Genomic DNA, 21945 nt, shown 5'->3' with positions numbered 1-21945 from the left:
GACCATAGAGCATTGGAACCACCTGATCCCATCCCGAACTCAGCAGTGAAACGATGCATCGCCGATGGTAGTGTGGGGTTTCCCCATGTGAGAGTAGGTCATCGTCAAGATTAAATTCCGAAACCCCATTTGCGAGAGCAGATGGGGTTTTGTTTTGGGCGGTCGAAAAGTGCGGAAAGATGCACGACAAATTTGCACAGTTATTTCTGAACCAGACCACTAGAATAGGCACCTAACCTTTTTTAGAGTCAGAGCCCTATCTATGCCGGATCCGGTTGATGCCCTTGAGGTGTCGGATTTACCACTGGACAACTTGGTGGCATGCCATGAGTGCGACTTGCTGATGCGCAAACCCATGCTCGCCCTCGGTGAAAAAGCCCAATGCCCGCGTTGCGGTTATGAACTCTACGCTCACCGCCATAATGTCGTTGAGCGCAGCCTCGCTCTGGTACTCGCCGCGCTGTTGCTCTACGTCCCGGCGAACTTTCTGCCCATCATGCAGCTCAATCTGCTCGGGCAGTCCTCAGAGGACACTGTGTGGAGTGGCGTAGTCGGTCTATTCGATACCGGGATGCAAGGCGTCGCCGCCGTGGTGTTCCTATGCAGCATGGGTATTCCGCTGCTCAAGCTGCTTTGCCAGCTGGCGGTGCTGCTCAGTATTCGTTGGAAGATCGGCCGTAGTTACGGCCTGCTGCTGTACCGCATTTACCACCACATGAAAGATTGGGGAATGTTGGAGGTCTACTTGATGGGCGTACTGGTGGCGATCGTGAAACTCGCCGACATGGCCTCAATCACCATCGGCCTGGGTCTGGTTTGCTTTGTCAGCCTATTAATGGTTCAGGTTCTGCTTGAGGTGGTGATGTCGCCGCACCAGATCTGGCAAGCACTGTCAGGGGAAGATGATCATGCGGGCGATTGATGCGGGCATTCTGATTTGTACTGAATGTCACGAGCTGAACAAACAAGAGCCTGACACCGATGAGCAAACCTGCACCCGATGCGGTGCGCTGATCCACGGCCGTCGCCCCAACAGCCTCACTCGCACCTGGGCCTTGCTGATCACGGCGGCCATTCTGTATATCCCCGCCAACCTGTTGCCGATCATGACCGTCAACTCCCTCGGCCAGGGCGAGCCAAGCACCATCATGGCCGGTGTGATCCAGTTGGTGCAGCACGGCATGTTCCCGATTGCGGCTGTGGTGTTCATCGCCAGCATCCTGGTGCCGACGTTCAAGCTGGTGGGCATTGGCCTGTTACTGTTCTCGGTTCAACGTCACCAACCGCTTTCCGCGCAGCAGCGCATTATCATGTACCGCTTTATCGAATTCATTGGCCGCTGGTCCATGCTGGATATCTTCGTGATCGCCATCCTGGTGGCGGTCGTAAACTTTGGGCGGCTTGCCAGCGTCGAGGCCAACCTCGGCGCTGCAGCGTTCGCCAGTGTGGTGATCTTGACGATGCTTGCCGCAGTAACTTTTGATCCCCGACTGATTTGGGATAATACGGAGTCGGACGACGACCATGAGTGATTTGCCTAAAGCTAAAACCCGCCCGGCCTCCAACTGGTCAGCCATTTGGGTTCTTCCCCTGATTGCCTTGATCATCGGCGGTTGGCTGGGGTGGCGTGCCTATTCCCAGCAGGGTATTGAGATCCAGGTGCGCTTTGAAAGCGGCGAAGGCATCCAGGCCAACAAAACCGAAGTGGTCTACAAAGGCATGTCCGTGGGTAAGGTCAAGACCCTTGCCCTTGACGACGAGGGCAATAATCGCGGGGTGATTGCCACCATCGAGATGAACAAGGATGTCGAGCAATACCTCAAGACCAACACGCGTTTCTGGCTGGTCAAGCCCAGTGTCAGCCTTGCCGGTATCACCGGCCTGGAAACCCTGGTCTCGGGTAACTACATCGCCGCCAGCCCCGGTGACGGTGAGCCCACACGCAAATTCAAGGCGCTCTCCGAAGAGCCGCCTTTGTCCGACGCCAAGCCTGGCCTGCACCTGACCATCAAGGCCGACCGCCTCGGCTCGCTCAACCGTGGCAGTCCGGTGTTCTATAAGCAGATACAGGTCGGCCAGGTCAAAAGCTACTTGCTCTCCGAGGACCAGAGCACCGTCGAGATCAAGGTCTACATCGAGCCGACCTACGCCAACCTTGTGCGCAAACACACCCGTTTCTGGAACGCCAGCGGCATCAGCATCGATGCCAATCTCTCCGGCGTGAAGGTGCGCAGCGAATCCCTCTCCAGTATCGTCGCCGGCGGCATTGCCTTCGCCACGCCGGAGAATCGCAAGGACAGCCCGCCGACCGATCCGAGCCTGCCGTTCCGCCTGTACGAAGATTTCGATGCGGCCGCTGCCGGTATCAAGGCCAAGGTCAAGCTCACGGACTTCGAAGGCCTGCAAGCCGGTCGTACACCGGTGATGTACAAAGGCATTCAGGTGGGCAGCCTGAAAACCTTGAAGATCGACCCGGACCTGTCCAGCGCCAACGCCGAGCTGACCCTCGACCCATTGGCCGAAGACTACCTGGTTCAAGACACCCAGTTCTGGGTGGTCAAACCTTCCATCTCGCTGGCCGGCATTACCGGCCTGGAAGCCCTGGTCAAAGGTAATTACATCGCCATTCGTCCTGGCGACAAAGGCAGCGCCCCGCAACGCGAATTCGTCGCCCGCGCCAAGGCGCCACCGCTGGACCTGCGTTCCCCGGGCCTGCACATGGTGCTGTTCACCGACAACCTCGGCTCCCTGGATGTCGGCAGCCCGATACTCTACAAACAGGTCAAGGTCGGCTCGGTGCAGAGCTACCAGTTCTCGCGCAAGAACAAGCAGCTGGTGATCGGCGTTCATATCGAGAAGGAATACGAAAACCTGGTTAACGGTTCGACACGTTTCTGGAATGCCAGCGGCGTGACCCTGACCGGCGGCCTCACCGGTGGTATCCAGGTGAAGAGTGAGTCCCTGGCCAGCCTGATGGCCGGTGGTATTGCCTTCGAAACACCGCAGCCGAACGTACCACTGAAAAAGCGCATTCCACGATTCCGCTTGTTTGCCGACCGTGAGGCGGCCAATCAGCATGGCACCCTGGTAACCATCAGGGTCGAGCGTGCTGACGGTATGCGTCCAGGCACACCGGTACGTTTCAAAGGCCTGGATGTGGGCAAGATCGAGAGCGTGGACCTCAGTGCCGATATGCAATCGGTGCTGCTCAGCGCACGTATTACCCAAGTAGCGGACCGCATCGCGCGCGTCGGCAGCCAGTTCTGGGTGGTCAAGCCAGAACTGGGCCTGATGAAAACCTCCAACCTGGAAACCCTGGTCACCGGGCAATACATCGAGGTGCAGCCGGCTGCGAAAAACGCCGGTCCACAGAAGAGCTTCGTCGCACTGGCCCAACCCCCTGAAGCTGTCCGCCAGGAGGCCGGCCTGAGCCTGACACTCAGCGCCGCACGCCGTGGCTCGTTGAAGGAAGGTGTGCCGGTGACCTACCGTGAAGTCACCGTGGGCAAAGTGACCGGCTACGAGTTGGGCCAGACCGCCGACCGTGTACTGATCCACATCCTCATCGAACCCAAGTACGCGCCGCTGGTACGCAGTGGCAGCCGCTTCTGGAACACCAGCGGCTTTGGCCTCGACTTTGGCCTGTTCAAGGGGGCGACGGTGCGCACCGAGTCCCTGGAGACTCTTGTGGCCGGCGGTATCGCATTTGCCACGCCAGACGGCGAGCGTATGGGCAACGCCGCGCGGCCGCAGCAAACCTTCCCGCTGTTCGACAAATTCGAAGAGGAATGGCTGACCTGGGCACCGAAAATCCCACTCGGCAAATAAAGCTACAAAAAAGGCCGCGATCCATCGGATCGCGGCCTTTTTGCATTTCAGCGCAAAACGTCAGACCTCATCCAGCTCCGGCTCATCCGCCTGCACATTCACTGTCGCCTTCACCACATCATGGCGACGGATGTACTTCCAGTCCGCCTCATCGATGTAGATACCGTTCGGCCCGCTGCCGCCTTCCAGGTCGATTGCCACCTGGGCAGACACCTGTGGCTTCACACTGGCGAGGATCGGCACAAAGCCCAGTTGCAAACTGGTTTCCAGCAACGCCGCCTGGTTCTTCTCATCGATATCCGCTGCTTCGTCGAGGTAGTACGGCAAGCGCACACGCCCGGCCTGGTCACGGTCCATCAAGTGCAGCAACAAGTACATGTTGGTCAGCGCCTTGATGGTCATGGTGGTGCCGTTGGACGCCGCGCCGTCGATGTCGGTGTGGATCACCGGCTGACCGTGCACCTTGGTGATCTCGAAAGCCAGTTCGAACAGGTCCTTGAGGCCCAACTGGTTATGGTTGGCCGCCACCAGGCGGGCCAGGTATTCCTTGGCTTCTTCGTTCTTGTTGTCCTGCTCGGCACTTTGGCTGAGGTCGAACACCGACAGGGTTTCGCCTTCTTCGTACTGGCCAGCACTGTGGATGATCTGGTCGATATGTTTGAGGGCTTCCTTGTTCGGCGCGAGTACGATGCGGAAGCTTTGCAGGTTGGACACCTGACGCTTGTTGATCTCGCGGTTGAACAGCGCCAGCTGGTGTTCCAGGCTGTCGTAGTCGCTGCGGATATTGCGCAGGGTTCGTGCAATGTCAGTGACCGCCGCCCGGCGCGCCTTGCCCAGTGTCAGCGCCTCATCGGTGCGGTGCGCATAAGCGTTGATCAACAATTGCAGGCGACGCTCTACGTCATCCTCGCTGTCGAACTTGGCCACGCCCTTGAGGCGCACCTGAGCGTACAGCGCCTCGATCTGGCCATCGGCACGCAGCAAGCCCTGCCAGCTGTCCTGATAGTCATTGAGCAGCGGCAGCAGGTTATCCATGGAGTCATCGACCGGGTCCATGAACGGCGTGCCAAACGGCAAGTCGGCCGGCAACAGCTGCCGGCGGCGCAAGGCGTCATCCAGCGTACGTTGCTTGGCCTCCATATCGCCGATCTGGCGGCCCACCAGCTGCAGCTTGGCGGACAGTTGCTGGACGCGCTCGGTGAACGCATCGCTGGATCGTTTCAACTCATCCTGGGCCGCTTCCATCTGTGCCAGGTTTTCCAGTTTTTCGCCTTCTTCGGCACTCAGGGTTTGCGCGCGACGGAAGTCTTCCAGCGCCTTTTGCGCGTCCAGCACCTGCTGGTACAGCGCTTCGGTCTGGGTCTTGCTCGCCGCGCGGTCGGAGGCCACGGCTTGCTGGGTTTTCAGCTGCTTGAGTTCTTTCTCCAGGCGTTCCTTTTGGTCGCGCAACGCTGCGCGGTCCGCCAGGGCCTGCAGCGCCGGTGGTTCGATGTGGGAGATGTCGATGGACAGCCCCGGCACTTCAAAACGTTCGCCCTTGAAGCCATCGAGGATCTGCTCCAGGGATTTGACCCACTGGCCGTCCTCATCCAGCGTGATGCCGTGTTCACCCAATGGCAGGCTGAACAACGAACTGTTGAACAGGCGCATCAGGCGCTCGACGTCCTGCTGCGAAAACTCTTCGCGCAGCTTGGCATAGCTGTTGTTATCCGCGTGATCCAGCTGCTGCTTGACCGACTTCAAGCGTTTTTCCAGATCGCGCAGACGCTCGTCCAGATCCTCGGCGCTGAACTGCCGCGACTGCGCCAGTGCGCCCGCCAGTTCATCGTGAGCGTCCTTGGCCGCCAGCAATTGCTGCTCCAGGACCCTGACGTCATCCACCAGGGCAAAGCGATGCTTGAGCACCGACAATTCGCCCAGCCAACGCTGGATGCCGCTGATTTCCCGCTCCAGGCGCATCAGCTCCTGGGTGCCGCCACGCTGGTCGTTCTGCAGTGCGTCCTGCTCGTTGCGGTAGTGCTCGGCCTGGATGGTCAGCTCTTCCTTGCGCGCACTGGCATAGTCCGACCAGGTGCCGAGCAGCGAATCCAGCAGCGGCGACAGGCGATGCAGCTTGCCGCGCAGGGCGTCGCGCTGGCGAACGCCATTGGCCAGGGCTTCCACCAGCGGGCCGGCAGCGACCAGGGCGTTGTAGTCCTGCTCCATGCGTCGCACATCGCGGAAGGCTTCTTCGCACGCTGCGATGTAATCCACACTACCCGAACGCAGGCTGTGCTCGAACGCATCGAGGAACAGCTGCTTGAGCTTGGCCGCGGTGATTTCGCGCATGTGCAGCAGGTTGATAAACAACGCGCGGAAAGTTTTCAGGCTTTGCTCACTGGTGGAGCGCAGCGGGATCAGGGTCAGGTCCAGCGGGATCGACGTATGACCACCCACCAGCAAACGGCGCAGTTCATCCGGCTTGAGTTCGTAGGCTTTCAGGCCTTCGCGCTCAAGGTTGGTGAACAGCTCCTTCTGACGCAGGCAGGTGTCGTTTTTCTGATAGTGGGCCAGGTCCAGCTTGCCGGCGTAGGCAAAGAACTGGTGCCCGAAACCACCGCCCGGGCCGCGCCCGACCACGCCGATTACGTGGGGGCCATGGGGCAGGGAGACTTCCACCAGGATGTAGCTGGTGTCGGTGGCGAAGTAGAAGCGTCGCGATTGCTCCAGGGTGTACTTGCCGAAACTCATGTCCGACATGCGCGCCAGGATCGGGAACTGCAAGGCGTTGATCGACGCGGATTTACCCAGGTTATTAGCGCCATACACCGACAGCGGTTCTTCCAGCGGGAACAAGCCCAAGCTGTAGCCGGCAGTGTTCAATAGCGCGAAGCGGCGGATGCCGTAGCGTTCCTTGCTCATGCGTCGGTCTCCTGTTCTTCGGCAATGGCGCGGGCCAGTGCGTCTTCTTCGCTTTCGTCCGCGAAGTCGCTGAGGTCCAGCGGGTCATCGGTCTTCAGCAGTTTTTCATCGCTGTCTTCGTCAATGATCACCGGCACCGGCAGTGGCAACACGCTGTGTACGCTGGCCGCCAGGTCGCGGTCCTGCTGCACCGAAAGGCACACGTCGAGGAAGCGGTGCATCGGCGGCAGGAAGCGGTAAATGCCGTTGTCTTCGCTGGCAAAACCCAGCTGGGTCATACGGCGCATGATTTTTTCTTCGAGTTCTTCCTGGGTCTGCACTTCGGCCTGGATAAACAGGTCGCGGTACTTTTCCAGCAGGGACGGCAGTTCATCACGGCCGAGGCTGCCACCGTCGAGCACGGCGATCGGGTCGCGGCCCTGGTCGGCCAGGTGCTCGACAATGATGAAGGTGAACAGCGCCAGGCGCTGGGCGGTCTTGTTGACCTGCGCACTGGCAATCGCGGAGTCCGGCACGAAGTAGTAGAAGCCACGGGTATCGCACACCAGCTCAAAGCCCAGGGCCTTGAACAGCGTGCGGTACTGGTCCTGGAAGTTCGACAGTTGCGCGTACAGCTCGGGGTCGCGGCGGCTGACGTGGTAACCCTTGAACAGCTCGCGAAAGATCGGCGCCAGCTGGGACAGTTCGGATAGATCAAGATGCATGAGGTGTACTCGCAGGATGCTCGGCGGCGTCGGTGCCGGCCGGGAGCAGGGCGAATGAGCGCAGGCTGACCTGGTGCTCGTGTGTGTGGTAGTCGCGGCGTTCCAGGCGCTCGCGCTTGAAGCGTTTCTCCCGCGAGAGCCGCGAGAACCAGTACAGCAATTCGTCGGTGGCACCGTCCGGTTCCTGCTCCAGCAGCCAGGTCATCAGGTCCGGCATCGGCAGCGCGTCTTCGCAGCGCTCGAGCATTTCCTTGACCGTCCGAGGTGCGCGCTGGGCTTCGCCCTTGTGGGACTTGTGCGCCTTGGGGAACCGGGCCGGTTTCGGCTCGAAGTTCGCTAGGGCATACACATAGGCCTCGACCTGGCTGGCACTGCCGAGGAAGGTGCTTTGCGGTCGGGTAAACATCGGCATCGCCGCCTGCGGCACCGCGTCCAGGCCTTTACGGCGGATGGCCGACAGCGCCAGCGCCGCACCGCGGGTCACGGCATTGTGCCGACGCGCTTCTTCGCGCAGCGGCAACAGCAGCTCGCGGGCATGCCGCAAGGTCAGCTGGGCGCTGGTCTGCATTTCGAGGATGCGCGCGTGGGTGCGCAGCAGCATGTCGTCGTCCACCAGGTGGCCGAGGCGCTGTTGCTCGGTGAGCATGCGCAGCAGCACGTTTTCCACCTTGCGCACGCCTTGCTCGAAGGCACCGTCGGCGTTCACCAGCTGGATCATCGGTTCGACGTACTCGTCCCAGGTCGCCAGGACTTCGGCGTAACGCTGGCGCAGCGGGATCTGCCGGTCGCTGGTCTTGGCACGGTCGGCCACGGCCGCGAGGGCCTGTTCGTCGTTGGCGAGTTTTTTCAGTACGTCGCGTACGCGCATGTCGAGCAGGCGCAGTTGGCGGGCCAGGTCGTGGCCATCACGGATGTCGAAGGCATCCTGGATATAACCGGCCAGGCGCTCAAGATGGCGCAGGTAGGCTTCGATTTCCAGGCACAGGCCAAGCCGGTGCTCCTTGCGAAGATAAGCCAGGAAGTCGTGGATCTGCGCGTTGAGCTCGAAACGGTTCGGGCTCTTGGCGACAGGCACCAGGATATCCAGGCGAATCCACACGTCCAGCAGGCTGGTGATGTCCTGGGGCGTGCTGTCCAGTTGTTGGGCGGCCAGTTGTGCGCGCAGCTCGCCGAGGCTCAGGGTGCCTTGGTCGAAGTGTTCGCACAGTGGCTCAAGTAAGGCCCAGTGTTCGGCGAGGGCGCGCAGGACGCGCTTGGGTTCGATCATGGGAATGGCCGGCTGGTTGGCGATTAAAAGTCGCGATTGTACTGCATCAGGCGCGGGATTTATCCACAGCCGGTCAGTGCACAGTGGGCGATTGTTACCGAACAGCGGTAGAATCCCCGCTCTTTACTTATCCACAAGTGGCCGAGCTGTGCTTATCGAGTCCCGACGTCGCGCTTACTTGGCCGCCATGCAGGTGGTCAACTGGCTGCCCCGCACCGAACTGCCGTTCGCCGCCCCGTCGCGGCCCGAGCTGTTAGCGGCGCTTGAGCCCTATGAAGCGTTCGAGGTTTCGGGGGAGGAGGCGGCTGCACCGGTGGCCGTGGTCAAACCCGTACTGGAAGCTCGTCCTGCGGTTGAACGCGTCAAGGTCGAGGTGCCGCGCCCGGGGCCAATGGCCAAGCCCGTGGTGGCCGAAGCGGCTGCGCCGGTTGCCAAGGCCCCCGTGGTGCCGCCGCCACGCTTTGCCCTGCAGTTATTGCGGGCCGGGCGTTGCCTGCTATTGGTGGAGTTACCCACCGGCGAGCGCTTCCAGACCCGCGACCCCGCCTACATGCTGCTCAAGGACATGCTGCGCGCCGCCGGCCTGCCCGACAGCCCGCAAATCGTCGGCGACCCGGTCCGTTGGCCGCTGCTGGTACGCGGCACCATGGACCAGGGCCCGGAAGCGGCGCGGGATTTCGTGCAAGGCTTCGTCTCGGCACGCCTGGAGGACGAACCCTGCGTGTGCCTGTGGCTGATCGGCCTGCCCGCCGTACGGTTTGCCGGTGAAGCGAACGCCGAAGCCTGGTACCGCGAACTGCAGGTCGAGGGCCTGGGCTCTGTATGGGCCCTCCCGGGCCTGGAATTATTAATGGAAGAGCCACAGCGTAAGGCTGATGTCTGGCAAGCCATGCGCCGGCTGATGGCGCGCTGGAAAACAACCGATGAGTGAGGCTTTATCCTTCCGCCCGATGACCGAGGCCGACCTCGACGCCGTGCTGAAAATCGAATACGCGGCATTCAGCCATCCCTGGACCCGGGGGATCTTTCTCGACGGGCTGGGCAAGTACCAGATCTGGCTGATGTTCGAAGGCGAGCAGCAGGTAGGCCACGGCGTGGTGCAGATCATCCTCGATGAAGCGCATTTGCTGAACATCACCGTCAAGCCGGAAAACCAGGGCCGTGGCCTGGGCCTGGCACTGCTGGAACACCTGATGTCCCGCGCCTATGCCGCCAACGCGCGGGAATGCTTCCTGGAAGTGCGCGACAGCAATACCGGAGCGTTCCGCCTCTATGAGCGCTATGGCTTCAACGAGATTGGGCGTCGCCGGGACTACTACCCGGCTGTCGGCGGGCGCGAAGATGCGGTTGTCATGGCCTGCACCCTCGTCGATTAAACACACGAACCAATGTGGGAGGAGGGCAAGTCGAATCGTCGCACCGCACCTCCCACATTTGGATTTGCGCAGTGTCAGCGGTTTCCGTCTACCGGGTCCAGATCAGCCAGTTCCGCTTCATCCAGGCCATTTCCGCCGCCAATGTCATCTTCATCGACAATGCTCAGGTCAAAATCCGCCGGGTTGTCTTCCCCCGCCTCCCGAGCGTCCCGCGCACCGTCTTCATGGATCAGGGTTTCCGGGCTCATATCATCATCGGTCGACTCATGATCAGCCGTTGAAGCCCCGGTCAGTCCGGCCTCGCGCACCCGTTCGTCGGGCATCAGCTGTTCTCGCTCGCCACGGGGGATCTCATTGCCAATCTCCGCCGTCGGTTCTTCCTCGTCAAAATCCAGCTCGCGCATCGAGCCCATGCGGTCTTCGTTGTCGTCAATCGGTTCGGGCTGTGTAGCGCCGTAGGGACGTCGTGATTCAGTCATGGCCAATCCTCATACTGTGGGGCTTATAGTGTGTGGACAGGCATGGCCCCCCAAGATTCAAGTAATTGCCCGCCGGCTATCTTTATCATCGGCGTGACCCGGACGGGCGGTCGTCTGTCAAAGCTGCGCATCATTCCTGAGGCTTTCCCTGATGAACGAACTACAAGACCTGCTTGATAACAACGAACGCTGGGCGGATGCGATCAAACAGGAAGATCCCGAATTCTTCGCCAAGCTCGCCCGCCAGCAGACCCCTGAATACCTGTGGATCGGTTGTTCCGATGCGCGGGTACCGGCCAACGAGATCGTCGGCATGCTGCCCGGTGATCTGTTCGTACACCGCAACGTGGCCAACGTGGTGCTGCACACTGACCTCAATTGCCTGTCGGTGATCCAGTACGCGGTCGATGTACTCAAGGTCAAACATATCCTCGTCACCGGCCACTATGGCTGCGGCGGCGTGCGCGCCTCGATGCAGGACCGCCAGTTCGGCCTGATCGACGGCTGGCTGCGCACCATCCGCGATCTCTACTACGAAAACCGTGACGTGCTGGCCCAACTGCCGACCGAAGAGGAACGTGTGGACCGCATGTGCGAGCTGAACGTGATCCAGCAGGTGGCCAACGTCGGCCACACCAGCATTGTGCAAAATGCCTGGCACCGTGGGCAGAGCCTGTCTATCCACGGCTGCATCTACGGCATCAAGGACGGCCGTTGGAAAAGCTTGAACACCACCATCAGTGGCTTCGAGCAGCTGCCTCCGCAGTATCGCCTGCGTCCGCTGGGCGAAGCCTAAGGCCGTTTGCGGTCGCGCCAATGGGTCATGAACGCCTGGCCTTCGGCGTTCAAACACTCTGTGCTGCCGGTGATCCAGCCCCGGCAGTTCAGCTCGCCGCATTGGCAGGCGAACTGTCGGAACAAGGCGTCCTCGGTACTGGCGTAGTCCAGGGTCAGCGGGGCGCCAGCGACTATGGGCTGCACGGTCCATAGCTCCAGGTAGGTGGTGTCGAAAAACACATTCGGGTTGCAGGAGTGTCGCAGCAGGCCGCAGAACCAGCTGTCATACAGGTGGATGCGGGCGGACAGCTGCAGCGTACGTGGGCGTCGCTCGTTCACGGCGTAACCGGACACCCGGGCAATGCGCACGCGGCCGTCGAAACCCACGCGAGCCCTGACGCCGCCGCCGTCGCGCTCAACCTTAAAGTGCTTGGCCGAGGGATAGCCCTGTTCAACGAGCAGTGTCTTGAACGGGTACAAACCATCACTCACAGTGGTTTTAGCCTGGTCCATGGCTTGAGTTTTCATAACTCTCCTTGGTTAGGCTGCATCGACCTGCGGGTGGTGGCTGACTACCAGTCTTGCAGCGGATGGGCCCGGCTCAAGACTCGCTGAACGTGGAGCCGATTTCTACTGTCAACTTTGACAGTAGAAATCGGATTTTCTGCTGTCTACAGCGCAGGCGCCATGATGCTGGGGGCGGGCGCTGCGTTCTTCAGTTGCTTGAGCTGCGTCTTGATCGAAGGCGTGGCGCATTTGGCGTTCGCCTGTTCCGGGGTCAGGTTGCGCACCGAGGTGTAGAACAATTCGCAGGTCTGCTCTTTGCGCGTGACCTGCCAGGTGTTCATGCAGGCCTTGAGCAGCACATTCGGATCGCTCGCGGGTTTCTGGCCCATTCCGGCCTGCCAGCAGGCGGCGCTCAAGTCCTGGCCCATCACTTTTAAACCCGCGTCGTCGGCTTTCTGCTCGTTACCGTCATAGGTGTCCGGGCTGGCCGCGTACCAGATGTAGCTGGGGTGGTTGGCGCCCAGCACCGAGACGGTCTTGCCCGCGGCAGGGCTGATCTGCGCCAGGCCCAGTACACCCACGGTTTGTCCGTATTGCTGCTTGATCCAACTGCGCACCGGCGCGCCGAACGCGACCATTGGCAGCGAGCCGTTGGGGTGCAGGCTCAGTTCGCTGACCATGCGGGTCTGGTAGTCGGTGAAGTAGCCGTAGACGTTCTCCAGGTCCTTGCCCGCATTGGAAGGGGCGGCGATGGGGGCGATATCGATGATGGTCTGGTAGGCCGGGGTTTCGGTGGCCGGCACGCCGTTATCGGTGAGCAGGCTGGCCCAGCGGTCGGTGGTGGCCGACTCCAGGTAATCCTGGGCCTGGGTCAGCGAATAATCCGGCGGGAAATGCAGCAACTCGATGCTCTTGCGGTTTTCCAGGGCCATGCCCAGTGGCAGGAACAGGTACCAGTTGTACGCCCACTTGCCGTCGCTGTTGAGTCTGCTCGCGCCCTGGTAGGCCAGGTCAGCGGTATTGAGCAGCGCGGTCAGGGGCTGGCCGTAACTGTCGGGTACACCGCTGAAGGTCGCGGCGAGCTGCCCTTCATGGTTCTTGACGCTGACCTTGGCTCGGCTGTAGCCATCGCGCTGCAGGCTTTGGTTCAGGTAGTGCTCGGCGGTCTGCTCCAGCGTCCATGGCCGAAAGCAGATCACATTGCAGTTATTGGGGTAAGCGAACAACTGGGTCACCCGTTGAGTGCTGCCCAGCGGTACTTCGATGTCGGCGTGTACGACCGCACTGGCCATCAGTGCGGCCAGGGTGAAGGACAACCTGGTCGGTTTGAACATACTTGATTCCTTGTCAGCGAAAGCCCGTCTGCGCGGGGTGAAAGCCCACCTCCTCACAGTAGCGGTTGGCCAGGAAAACCGCGTGCTAAATCGCCAGGCATGTCGCTATTGGATAAGCGTCCTACACGCTGAACTGCAACGCGTTGCTCAAATCCCCCATGGGTTTCTGGCCTCGGGCAATCATGGCGTCATCGCGTTGCTTGAGCCCGTCCAGGGTCTCCAGCTGGAAGACCCGCGTAATCAAGCGCAGGATCGACGCGGTGTCGTACACCGTATGGTCCACGGTGCCTTTACGCGCGAAGGGCGAGACCACCAGCGCCGGAACCCGTGTGCCTGGGCCCCAGCGGTCGCCTTTGGGCGGGGCGACGTGGTCCCACCAGCCGCCGTTTTCATCGACGGTCACCACCACCACCATGTTTTTCCACTGCGGGCTTTCCTGCAGCACCTTCAAGGCGCGGACGATATGGCGGTCGCCCGACGCCACGTCGGCGTAACCGGCGTGCATATTCAGGTTGCCCTGGGGCTTGTAGAAGCTCACGGCTGGCAGCTTGCCGGCCTGGGCATCGGCGAAGAACTTATTGGTGCTCGCCTCATCGCCCAAACCGCCATCGCGCAGGCGCTTGTCACGCTCGGCACGGTTCTCGGGGCCCTGCTGCTTGAAATAGTTGAACGGCTGGTGGTGGTACTGGAAGTTAGGGATCTTCGGGATACCGCCCGAATCCTTGAACTGATCCAGCGTTGCCTGCCATGCCCCGGCGTACCACGCCCAGTCGACGTTCTTTTTCGACAGCTTGTCGCCGATGTGCTCATGGGTCTGCGGCACCAGTACGTTGGGCAGGTCGGCTTTTGCGTAGTCCGGGTTTTCCGGGTCACGAATCCAGGTTGGCCAATACGGCGGCGCCAGGGTGTTCACGCCGTAACCGTCCGGGGTCAGCGCGCTGGGGCCGAACTGCGGCGGGCCGGTCATGGCGCTCGCCGGGGATTTATCCAGCGGTTTGAGACGCGGGTCGGTGGGGTCATCGCTTTGCAGCGTGGCGATCTGCGCCTTGGCCACCGACTGCGCGGCATTCGGGTAGAACGGCGCGGTGGCGCTGATCAGGTATTGATGGTTGAGGAACGAGCCACCAAACGCCCCCTGGAAGAAGTTATCGCAGAGCACAAACTCCTTGGCCACGTCCCACAGGCGCAGGGAATAGCGACTTTGGGCGTAATGGCCCATGACCAGGCCGCCGGAGTCGGCCCAGGCGACGAAACCGTCGTTCTTGCCGCCGTTGATCTGCATCTGGTTCTGGTAGAACACGTGCCACAAGTCGCGGGTGACCAGGCTCAACGGCAGGTCTTCGGCGTTCGGGCCCTTGAGGGCGAACGGGGCGTTGGGCAGGTTTTCCTGGAATTGCACTTCGCTGGGGTAAGTCACCCCGTCCACGCTTTGCGGGCCCACTTGCAGCACACCGCCCCAGGCCGGGGGCAGGGTGGTCAACAGGCTGCCGTCGCGGTCGCGTTGCTGTGTGTCGGCGGCGGAAAGCGCCGACAGCGGTTTCTCAACGCCTGGGAAGTCCGCAAACAGATTGTTGAAGCTGCGGTTCTCGGCATAGATCACCACCACGGTCTTCACCTGGTCGTGCAATGCCTTGTCCAGCTCCTGGGGCGTGAGCGGCCGCGCTACCGGCTTGCCCGGCGTCTCACTGCTGTTGCCGCAGGCACTCAAGGTCGCGCCAACCCCCAACACCGCCGCGCCCCCCAGGAAGCGCCGACGGCCGGTGTCTACCGGCGGTTGGGCCATGGAGTCGGGGGAAGGGCGGTCTTCGTGATCATCACTCATTGCGGGGAGTCCTTGCTGGCGAGATGTTGCAAGATATTTCGCAGGACGGTAGCAATGCAATGTGACGGAATTAAGGCAGCTGCAAGCCATCAGCCTCAAGCTACAAGCTTGAAGCTAACGACTTGAAGCTTGCAACTGATCCTACGGCATGACGGGCGGCAAATACTTCAACGTCGTCCCCAACGCCCACAACAGGAACAACACCAGCGGCGTGTGCACCAGCAACTGCACAAACGAAAACCCGATCAAATCCCGCGCCTTCAACCCCAACACTCCCAGCAACGGCAGCATGTAGAACGGGTTGATCAGGTTCGGCAGCGCCTCGGCCGCGTTGTAGATCTGCACCGCCCAGCCCAGGTGGTATTGCAGGTCATTGGCCACTTGCATCACATAAGGCGCTTCGATGATCCACTTGCCGCCGCCTGACGGAATAAAGAAGCCCAGCACCGCCGAGTACACGCCCATCAGCAGTGCATACGTGTCGTGGGAGGCGATGGACGTGAAGAAGGTCGAGATATGGTGCGCCAGGGTCTGGCCGTCGCCGCCCTTGACCACGGTCATCAGCGCCGCAATCGAGCCGTACAGCGGGAACTGGATCAACACGCCGGTGGTGGTCGGCACTGCACGGGCCACCGCATCGAGGAAGCTGCGCGGGCGCCAGTGCAGCAGGGCACCGACCATGATGAACAGGAAGTTGTAGGTGTTCAGCCCCGAAATCGCGCTGATCGCCGGCTTGGTCGAGAACTCATGGAACAACCAGCCCGCCGCCAGCAATGCCAGCAGAATGGTCAGCAACGGGCTGTGTTCCAGCCATTCGCCGGGGCGGCCCGGTGGTTGCAGCTTGGGCAGGTTGAAGGCCGGGTCGACGCCACAGGCCTTGGCATCACGGGCGCTGTTGGGGCCGGGCGCGGTGGCGTAGGCGATGATCAGCGACACCACGATCAGCGCCAGCAACAGCACGCCGGATTGCCACAGGAAGATCGTGTCGGTAAACGGGATCACCCCAGTGATCGACAGGATCGACGGCGGCAAGCTGGCCGGGTTGGCCTGCAATTGTGCGGCTGACGACGACAGCCCCAGCGCCCACACCGCGCCCAACCCAAGATAGGCCGCCGCACCCGCAGCACGGTAGTCCATGCGCAAATCCGTACGACGGGCCAGCGCACGCACCAGCAAACCGCCGAACACCAGGGACAGGCCCCAGTTGAGCAATGACGCCACCATGGAAATCAACGCAACCCACGCCACGGCTGAGCGGCCGTTCTTCGGGATACGCGCCAGGCGGTCGATCAGCTTGACCGCCGGTGGCGAGCTGGCGACCACGTAGCCACCGATCACCACGAAGGCCATTTGCATGGTGAACGGGATCAGGCTCCAGAACCCGTCGCCAAAGGCCTTGGCGGCTTCGGTCGGCGCGGCGCCCATGCCCAGGGTCGCCACGGCGACGATGATCACGGCGAGGGCGGCGAACACCCAGGAGTCGGGGAACCAGCGCTCGGCAAAGTTCGAGCAGCGCAGGGCAAAGCGGGCATAGCGGCTTTCTTCGATAGCATCGGCCACGAGTCTTTCCTCTTGTATTTATTATGGTGTCGGCAATTTTTCGGCATGTTCCTCCACGGCCATTGATATGGGAATGCAGTTATCTTCATCGATCCATGAGGAAAACAAATATATCTGCCGCGATTGCCATCAACCGGCTCAGCTCATAACCTGCACGCCATTTTGTTTGTCTGCCGAGCCTCAACATGACTGCCACCTCTGTTCCACAGGCGCAGCGTTTTTCCCGCTCCGACTACAAGACCCTGGGCCTGGCCGCCCTGGGCGGCGCCTTGGAAATCTACGACTTCATTATCTTTGTGTTCTTCGCGCTGACCCTCAGCCAACTGTTCTTCCCGCCGGAAATGCCCGAGTGGCTGCGCCTGCTGCAAAGCTTCGGCATCTTCGTCACCGGCTACCTCGCGCGTCCGCTGGGCGGCATCCTGATGGCGCACTTCGCCGACCACCTGGGGCGCAAGCGCGTGTTCAGCCTGAGCATCCTGATGATGGCGTTGCCGTGCCTGCTGATCGGGATCATGCCCACCTACGCACAGATCGGTTATTTCGCACCGCTGATCCTGCTGGTGCTGCGCGTGCTGCAAGGTGCGGCGGTGGGCGGTGAAGTACCCAGCGCCTGGACCTTCGTCGCCGAACACGCACCGCGCAACCATCGTGGTTATGCCCTGGGCTTCCTGCAAGCCGGCCTGACCTTCGGCTACCTGCTCGGTGCGCTGACTGCCACGCTGCTGGCACAGGTCTTCACCCCGGCCGAAATCCTCGACTACGCCTGGCGCTTCCCCTTCCTGCTCGGCGGTGTGTTCGGCGTGATCGGCGTGTGGCTGCGGCGCTGGCTCAGCGAAACCCCGGTCTTCCTCGAAATGCAGGCCCGCCGCCAGGCCGCTGCCGAGCTGCCGCTGCGCACCGTACTGCGTGACCATCGCGCCGTACTGTTGCCGGCGATGATCCTCACCTGCGTGCTCACCTCCGCCGTGGTGGTGCTGGTGGTCATCACCCCGACCATGATGCAGAAAACCTTCGGCATGAGCCCCAGCCACACCTTTGCCTTGAGCGCCCTGGGCATCGTCTTCCTGAATATCGGCTGCGTCCTCGCCGGCCTGCTGGTGGACCGCATCGGCGCCTGGCGCGCGGTGCTGGTCTACAGCCTGCTGCTGCCGGTGGGTATTTTCCTGCTGTACGCCAGCCTGATCAGCGGCGGCATCTGGCTTGGCGCGGCGTACGCGCTGGCGGGCTTGAGTTGCGGGGTAGTGGGCGCGGTGCCGTCGGTGATGGTCGGCCTGTTTCCGGCGCAGGTGCGGGTGTCGGGCATTTCCTTCACCTACAACATCGCTTACGCACTGTGGGCGAGTACCACGCCGCTGATGCTGATCGCGCTGATGCCGACCAGCCCGTGGATTTGCGTGGGGTATTGCGTGGTTATGGGCGCGGTGGGGGTGGGGTGTGTAGCGCTGTTTGGCAAGCGCCACACCTTGGCGGCCTGAAGGTCAGGTCAAGAAGTGCCACAGCAACAGCGTACCGACCAACCCGACCACCGAAACAATCGTCTGCAACACCGACCACACCCAAATCGTCTGCTTCAGCTGCAAGCCAAAGTACTCGCGCACCATCCAGAACCCCGCATCATTGACGTGGCAGAAGAACACCGAACCTGCGCCGATCGCCAGCGCCACCAGTGAGCTTTGTGTCGCCGCCAACCCGGCCATCATCGGCGCGAGGATGCCGGCGGTCGTGGTGGTGGCGACCGTGGCCGAGCCGGTGGCCTGGCGCAGCGCCACGGCGATCAACCAGGCCAGCAGCAGGTACGGCATGTGCGCTCCTTCGGCGACTTTGCTGATGGTTTGGCTGACGCCGGCATCCAGCAAGGTTTGCTTGAGGCCGCCGCCGGCGCCGATGGTCAGCAGCAACACGGCGATGGGGGCAAGGGCCTTGCGCAGGGTGTTGCCGACCTCAGCGCGCGGCATCCCGGCGGCCCAGCCCAGGCAGATCACGGCGGCGATCACCGCCAGGCCCAGGGCGATCAGCGGTTCGCCGAGGAATTTCAGGGTCAGGCCCACGCTGCTTTCCGCTGGCAGCGCGACTTTGGCCAAGGTGCTGCCGAGCATCAGAATTACCGGCAACAGAATGATCAGCAATGACACGCCAAAGCTCGGCTGGCGCGGGGCCTTGGGCGGGGCGCTGAACAGCGCGCCAATGTCGGCCGGCTCATCCACATGCAGGCGCTTGGACAGCCAGTTGCCATAGAGCGGCCCGGCGAGGATCACCGCCGGCACCGCCAGGCAAAAGCCCAGCAACATGGTCAGGCCCAGGTCGGCGTGCAACGCGCCCACCGCAATCAGCGGCCCTGGGTGCGGTGGCATCAAGGCGTGCAAGGTGGTCATGCCCGCCAGCGCCGGGATGGCGATTTTCAACAGCGGCTGGTTCGAACGTTTGGCCATCACAAAGATGATCGGCACCATCATCACCAGGCCCACTTCGAAGAACAGCGGCAGGCCGATCACCATCGCCACCAGCGCCATCACCCATGGCAACGACTTGCCCTTGCCCAGCCCGAGCAGGGTGGTGGCGATGCGGTCGGCCGCGCCGGATTCCGCCATCAGCGCACCCAGCATCGAGCCCAGGGCAATGATGATCCCGGCTTCACCGAGGATCGCCCCGGCGCCCTTGCTGAAGGCCTTGGCCACTTCTTCCGCTGGCAACCCGGCGCCGAGCCCGGCGATAAAGGTGCCGATCAGGATCGACAGGAACGGCGGCAACTTGGTCGCGCTGATCAGCACGATGATGCTGGCGATGGCCAGCAGTACGCAGAGCATGAGACGGGTGTCGTGAACCATCCACGCGGCAGTCGATAACGCCAAGGCGAGACTCCTTATCGAACAGGTTGGGAAAATTGTTTCTTTTTGTTTCCTGGCCCAAAAGCATACCTGATAACGCCCGCCCCAGAGCCATTGCTGTCGGATTTGTAATCTTTGCTCCACCGCTTTGATAAGTCGCGAACGCTACATTCTCCCGGCTTTTACTTTCTGGGCGTGGAACTCTCGTTATGGCAATTTCCGTTAGAAAGCTGGTGGGGGCGACGCTGTTGTGGGGAGCTGCCAGCATTGCCCAGGCACAAACCCTCACCCTCGACGCGGCCCTGCAAACCGCCTTCGCCAACAACCCCGACCTGGCGGCCGCGCAATGGGAAATCGAGATCGCCGCGGGCGGTCGCCAGCAGGCCGGGTTGATCCCCAATCCGGTGGCGTCCTGGGATGCCGAAGACACACGTCGCGATACGCGTACCACCACCCTCAAGCTCAGCCAAACCCTGGAACTGGGCGGCAAGCGCGGTGCCCGCATTGACGTGGCGACGCGTGCCCAGGACGCCGCCGTACTGGCCTTGGAACAGCGCCGCAACACGCTGCGCGTCGAGGTGATCGACGGCTACTACGGTGCCCTGCGCGCCCAGGAACGTCTCGACCTGGTGCAGCGCTCCCTGGCCTTGGCCGAGCGCGGGCTGGTGGTCGCCAACGGCCGCGTGACTGCCGGCAAATCCTCACCGGTGGAAGCCACGCGGGCCCAGGTGCAGTTGTCGGAGATCCGCCTCGAACTCAATCGCGCACACATGGGCCTCACCGACGCCTATCGCCGCCTGGCCGCCAGTACCGGCAGCGCGGCGACCGACTTCCAGACTGTCGCCACGCCAAGCCACTCCACACCGCCGTTGCCGTCCGCCACACAACTGTTGGCGCGCCTTGAGCAGACCGCCGAACTGCGCCTGGCCGAACTGCAGATCGTGCAGAACGAAGCCAGCGTGGGCCTGGAAAAAGCCCAGCGTATTCCCGACCTGGATGTGTCCATCGGCAGTCAGTACGACGCCAGTGTGCGCGAGCGGGTGAACCTGGTCGGCGTGTCGATGCCGATTCCGTTGTTCAGCCGCAACCAGGGCAACGTACTTGCCGCCACGCGCCGTGCCGATCAGGCCCGCGACCAGCGCAACGCTGCCGAATTGCGCCTGCGTACCGAAACGCGCCAGGCCCTGGACCTGTGGCAAACCGCGAACAGCGAAGTGCGCGCATTCAACCAGCAGATCCTGCCCGCCGCCCAACGCGCGGTGGACAGCGCCACCCGCGGCTTCGAGATGGGCAAGTTCAACTTCCTCGACGTGCTCGACGCCCAGCGCACCCTGATCGCGGCGCGCACCCAATACCTTGCGGCCACCGCCCAGGCCACCGATGCCTGGCTGCGCATCGAACGGATTTACGGCGACCTCGCCCGGTTTTGATTTTTTCTGGAGTGCCTTATGAATAAACGACACGGCGTGGCGCTTGCCGTCGCCTTGGGCCTGATGCTGTCCGGCGTGGCCAACGCCGAGGAAGAAGAAGGCATGCTCGAGCTGACTGAACAACAAATCCAGGCCGCCGGTATCGAGCTCGCCGAGGCCCAACCCCGGTCGATCAGCACATTGCTGACGCTGCCGGGGGAGGTGCGTTTCGACGAAGACCGTACCTCGCATATCGTCCCGCGCGCGGCCGGTGTGGTGGAATCCGTGAAGGTCAATCTTGGCCAGGCGGTGAAGAAGGGCGAGCTGCTCGCGGTGATCGCCAGCCAGCAGATTTCCGACCAGCGCAGTGAGCTGGCGGCCAGCGAGCGTCGGGTTGAACTGGCGCGTATTACCTTCCAGCGTGAACGCCAGTTGTGGCAGGACAAGATCTCCGCCGAGCAGGATTACCTGCTGGCGCGCCAAACCCTGCAAGAAGCTGAAATCGCCTTGAACAATGCCCGCCAAAAGATGACCGCGCTCAGCGGCAACACCGTGCTGGCCGGCGGCAATCGTTACGAACTGCGTGCGCCGTTCACAGGCGTGGTGGTGGAAAAGCACCTCGGTGTCGGCGAGGTGGTGAGCGAGACCAGTAACGCCTTCACGCTGTCTGACCTGTCCCAGGTGTGGGTCACCTTCGGCGTATTTCCCAAGGATTTGAACAAGGTCCGGCTCGGCAAACCGGTGAAAGTCAGCTCCACGGAAATGGGCACCGATGTGCAGGGCAGCGTGGCCTATGTCGGCAATTTGCTCGGCGAGCAAACACGCACCGCCACCGTGCGTGTGACGGTGCCCAACCCCGACGACGCCTGGCGCCCAGGACTGTTCGTCACCGTGCAACTGGCCACGGACACCTACCAGGCCAAGGTCACCGTGCCGCAAACGGCGATCCAGACCGTCGAGGAAAAACCCTCGGTCTTCGTACGCACGCCTGACGGTTTTATCACCCGCCATCTTGAGCTTGGCGCCAGTGAAAACGGCTACGTCGAAGTGCGCCAGGGCCTGGAGGCCGGTGCTCAGGTGGCCACCACCGGCAGCTTCATCCTCAAGTCCGAATTGGGCAAGGGCTCGGCCGAGCACGCCCATTGATCCTGCGAGT

The 21945-nt window shown here is 62.0% G+C and carries 18 protein-coding genes and 1 rRNA gene; 10 read left to right on the top strand and 9 right to left on the bottom strand.

The window, feature by feature from the left end:
* The 4 genes from rrf to Q8X51_RS08060 form a co-directional block, all read left to right on the top strand.
* Positions 1–110, top strand: a 5S ribosomal RNA gene (rrf, locus tag Q8X51_RS08075); the annotation flags it as partial.
* Between the two features lie 152 nt (positions 111–262).
* The gene (locus Q8X51_RS08070; protein ID WP_065923981.1) at positions 263–922 is read left to right on the top strand and encodes a paraquat-inducible protein A; all 660 of its coding nucleotides are present in this window, start codon (positions 263–265) and stop codon (positions 920–922) included.
* Positions 909–1532: a paraquat-inducible protein A gene (locus Q8X51_RS08065; RefSeq protein WP_407693066.1), complete on the top strand. Its 624-nt coding sequence runs from the start codon at positions 909–911 to the stop codon at positions 1530–1532. Before Q8X51_RS08070 ends, Q8X51_RS08065 begins: the two co-directional genes overlap by 14 nt.
* Positions 1525–3828, top strand: a complete 2304-nt coding sequence (locus tag Q8X51_RS08060; RefSeq protein WP_065923983.1) for a PqiB family protein — start codon at positions 1525–1527, stop codon at positions 3826–3828. Before Q8X51_RS08065 ends, Q8X51_RS08060 begins: the two co-directional genes overlap by 8 nt.
* Positions 3829–3888: 60 nt before the next feature.
* On the opposite strand, the gene mksF is transcribed toward Q8X51_RS08060, so the two are convergent.
* From mksF to mksB, 3 genes are read right to left on the bottom strand one after another with little or no spacing between them, the layout of a single operon-like run.
* Positions 3889–6729, bottom strand: a complete 2841-nt coding sequence (gene mksF / locus Q8X51_RS08055) for an Mks condensin complex protein MksF (protein ID WP_074843607.1) — start codon at positions 6727–6729, stop codon at positions 3889–3891.
* Positions 6726–7433: an Mks condensin complex protein MksE gene (gene mksE, locus Q8X51_RS08050; RefSeq protein ID WP_065923985.1), complete on the bottom strand. Its 708-nt coding sequence runs from the start codon at positions 7431–7433 to the stop codon at positions 6726–6728. Before mksE ends, mksF begins: the two co-directional genes overlap by 4 nt.
* Positions 7423–8700 carry an Mks condensin complex protein MksB gene (gene mksB, locus Q8X51_RS08045; RefSeq protein ID WP_065948505.1) on the bottom strand — a complete coding sequence of 426 codons (1278 nt, stop codon included), beginning with the start codon at positions 8698–8700 and terminating at the stop codon, positions 7423–7425. Before mksB ends, mksE begins: the two co-directional genes overlap by 11 nt.
* A 187-nt stretch (positions 8701–8887) precedes the next feature.
* Here mksB and Q8X51_RS08040 point away from each other — a divergent pair, with 187 nt between their 5' ends.
* Together Q8X51_RS08040 and rimI are read left to right on the top strand one after the other, a co-directional pair.
* Positions 8888–9631, top strand: coding sequence for a hypothetical protein (locus Q8X51_RS08040; RefSeq protein ID WP_051429386.1), 744 nt, complete (start codon positions 8888–8890; stop codon positions 9629–9631).
* Positions 9624–10076: a ribosomal protein S18-alanine N-acetyltransferase gene (gene rimI / locus Q8X51_RS08035; RefSeq protein ID WP_003188286.1), complete on the top strand. Its 453-nt coding sequence runs from the start codon at positions 9624–9626 to the stop codon at positions 10074–10076. Before Q8X51_RS08040 ends, rimI begins: the two co-directional genes overlap by 8 nt.
* 74 nt (positions 10077–10150) lie before the next feature.
* Here rimI and Q8X51_RS08030 read toward each other — a convergent pair whose 3' ends face one another.
* A complete protein-coding gene (locus Q8X51_RS08030; protein WP_065923988.1) occupies positions 10151–10555 on the bottom strand; it encodes a serine kinase/phosphatase in 405 nt (134 codons plus the stop codon).
* A 151-nt stretch (positions 10556–10706) separates the two neighbouring features.
* Here Q8X51_RS08030 and can point away from each other — a divergent pair, with 151 nt between their 5' ends.
* Entirely contained in the window at positions 10707–11351 is a 645-nt protein-coding gene (gene can, locus Q8X51_RS08025; RefSeq protein ID WP_003188288.1) for a carbonate dehydratase, read from the top strand.
* Here can and Q8X51_RS08020 read toward each other — a convergent pair.
* The 4 genes from Q8X51_RS08020 to Q8X51_RS08005 form a co-directional block, all read right to left on the bottom strand.
* On the bottom strand, positions 11348–11860 hold the full coding sequence (locus tag Q8X51_RS08020) for an SET domain-containing protein-lysine N-methyltransferase (protein ID WP_065948503.1): 513 nt from the start codon (positions 11858–11860) through the stop codon (positions 11348–11350). The genes can and Q8X51_RS08020 overlap by 4 nt on opposite strands.
* Before the next feature lie 143 nt (positions 11861–12003).
* Complete coding sequence (locus Q8X51_RS08015; RefSeq protein WP_065923990.1) at positions 12004–13173, bottom strand: hypothetical protein; 1170 nt, start codon at positions 13171–13173, stop codon at positions 12004–12006.
* 121 nt (positions 13174–13294) lie between these two features.
* Complete coding sequence (locus Q8X51_RS08010) at positions 13295–14995, bottom strand: acid phosphatase (RefSeq protein ID WP_407693067.1); 1701 nt, start codon at positions 14993–14995, stop codon at positions 13295–13297.
* A 141-nt stretch (positions 14996–15136) separates the two neighbouring features.
* Positions 15137–16555 (bottom strand): short-chain fatty acid transporter, encoded by a 1419-nt coding sequence (locus Q8X51_RS08005; RefSeq protein WP_027606949.1) that lies wholly within the window; start codon positions 16553–16555, stop codon positions 15137–15139.
* 185 nt (positions 16556–16740) lie between these two features.
* On the opposite strand from Q8X51_RS08005, the gene Q8X51_RS08000 reads away from it, so the two are divergent.
* The gene (locus Q8X51_RS08000) at positions 16741–18030 is read left to right on the top strand and encodes an MFS transporter (protein WP_407693068.1); all 1290 of its coding nucleotides are present in this window, start codon (positions 16741–16743) and stop codon (positions 18028–18030) included.
* Positions 18031–18033: 3 nt separating this feature from the next.
* Here the strand turns inward: Q8X51_RS08000 and Q8X51_RS07995 are convergent, their stop codons facing one another.
* Complete coding sequence (locus Q8X51_RS07995; RefSeq protein ID WP_407693069.1) at positions 18034–19404, bottom strand: GntT/GntP/DsdX family permease; 1371 nt, start codon at positions 19402–19404, stop codon at positions 18034–18036.
* A 185-nt stretch (positions 19405–19589) separates the two neighbouring features.
* On the opposite strand from Q8X51_RS07995, the gene Q8X51_RS07990 reads away from it, so the two are divergent.
* Positions 19590–20810, top strand: coding sequence for a TolC family protein (locus Q8X51_RS07990; RefSeq protein WP_323145783.1), 1221 nt, complete (start codon positions 19590–19592; stop codon positions 20808–20810).
* Between the two features lie 18 nt (positions 20811–20828).
* Positions 20829–21935 (top strand): efflux RND transporter periplasmic adaptor subunit, encoded by a 1107-nt coding sequence (locus Q8X51_RS07985; RefSeq protein ID WP_137212642.1) that lies wholly within the window; start codon positions 20829–20831, stop codon positions 21933–21935.
* Positions 21936–21945: the final 10 nt, after the last annotated feature.

Origin of the sequence: Pseudomonas sp. Yb2C2, from assembly GCF_052112325.1 — a bacterium.
GTDB classification, from domain to species: domain Bacteria; phylum Pseudomonadota; class Gammaproteobacteria; order Pseudomonadales; family Pseudomonadaceae; genus Aquipseudomonas; species Aquipseudomonas marginalis.
Note: the sequence above shows the minus strand (reverse complement) of the source record. Positions and strands in the feature narration are given on the sequence as shown.

Bases quoted from the DNA above. Each gene is read 5' to 3' on its own strand.
- Q8X51_RS08070 (WP_065923981.1), top strand. From the start codon at position 263: ATGCCGGATCCGGTTGATGCCCTTGAGGTGTCGGATTTACCACTGGAC.
- Q8X51_RS08065 (WP_407693066.1), top strand. From the start codon at position 909: ATGCGGGCGATTGATGCGGGCATTCTGATTTGTACTGAATGTCACGAG.
- Q8X51_RS08060 (WP_065923983.1), top strand. From the start codon at position 1,525: ATGAGTGATTTGCCTAAAGCTAAAACCCGCCCGGCCTCCAACTGGTCA.
- mksF (WP_074843607.1), bottom strand. From the start codon at position 6,729: ATGAGCAAGGAACGCTACGGCATCCGCCGCTTCGCGCTATTGAACACT.
- mksE (WP_065923985.1), bottom strand. From the start codon at position 7,433: ATGCATCTTGATCTATCCGAACTGTCCCAGCTGGCGCCGATCTTTCGC.
- mksB (WP_065948505.1), bottom strand. From the start codon at position 8,700: ATGATCGAACCCAAGCGCGTCCTGCGCGCCCTCGCCGAACACTGGGCC.
- Q8X51_RS08040 (WP_051429386.1), top strand. From the start codon at position 8,888: ATGCAGGTGGTCAACTGGCTGCCCCGCACCGAACTGCCGTTCGCCGCC.
- rimI (WP_003188286.1), top strand. From the start codon at position 9,624: ATGAGTGAGGCTTTATCCTTCCGCCCGATGACCGAGGCCGACCTCGAC.
- Q8X51_RS08030 (WP_065923988.1), bottom strand. From the start codon at position 10,555: ATGACTGAATCACGACGTCCCTACGGCGCTACACAGCCCGAACCGATT.
- can (WP_003188288.1), top strand. From the start codon at position 10,707: ATGAACGAACTACAAGACCTGCTTGATAACAACGAACGCTGGGCGGAT.
- Q8X51_RS08020 (WP_065948503.1), bottom strand. From the start codon at position 11,860: ATGAAAACTCAAGCCATGGACCAGGCTAAAACCACTGTGAGTGATGGT.
- Q8X51_RS08015 (WP_065923990.1), bottom strand. From the start codon at position 13,173: ATGTTCAAACCGACCAGGTTGTCCTTCACCCTGGCCGCACTGATGGCC.
- Q8X51_RS08010 (WP_407693067.1), bottom strand. From the start codon at position 14,995: ATGAGTGATGATCACGAAGACCGCCCTTCCCCCGACTCCATGGCCCAA.
- Q8X51_RS08000 (WP_407693068.1), top strand. From the start codon at position 16,741: ATGACTGCCACCTCTGTTCCACAGGCGCAGCGTTTTTCCCGCTCCGAC.
- Q8X51_RS07990 (WP_323145783.1), top strand. From the start codon at position 19,590: ATGGCAATTTCCGTTAGAAAGCTGGTGGGGGCGACGCTGTTGTGGGGA.
- Q8X51_RS07985 (WP_137212642.1), top strand. From the start codon at position 20,829: ATGAATAAACGACACGGCGTGGCGCTTGCCGTCGCCTTGGGCCTGATG.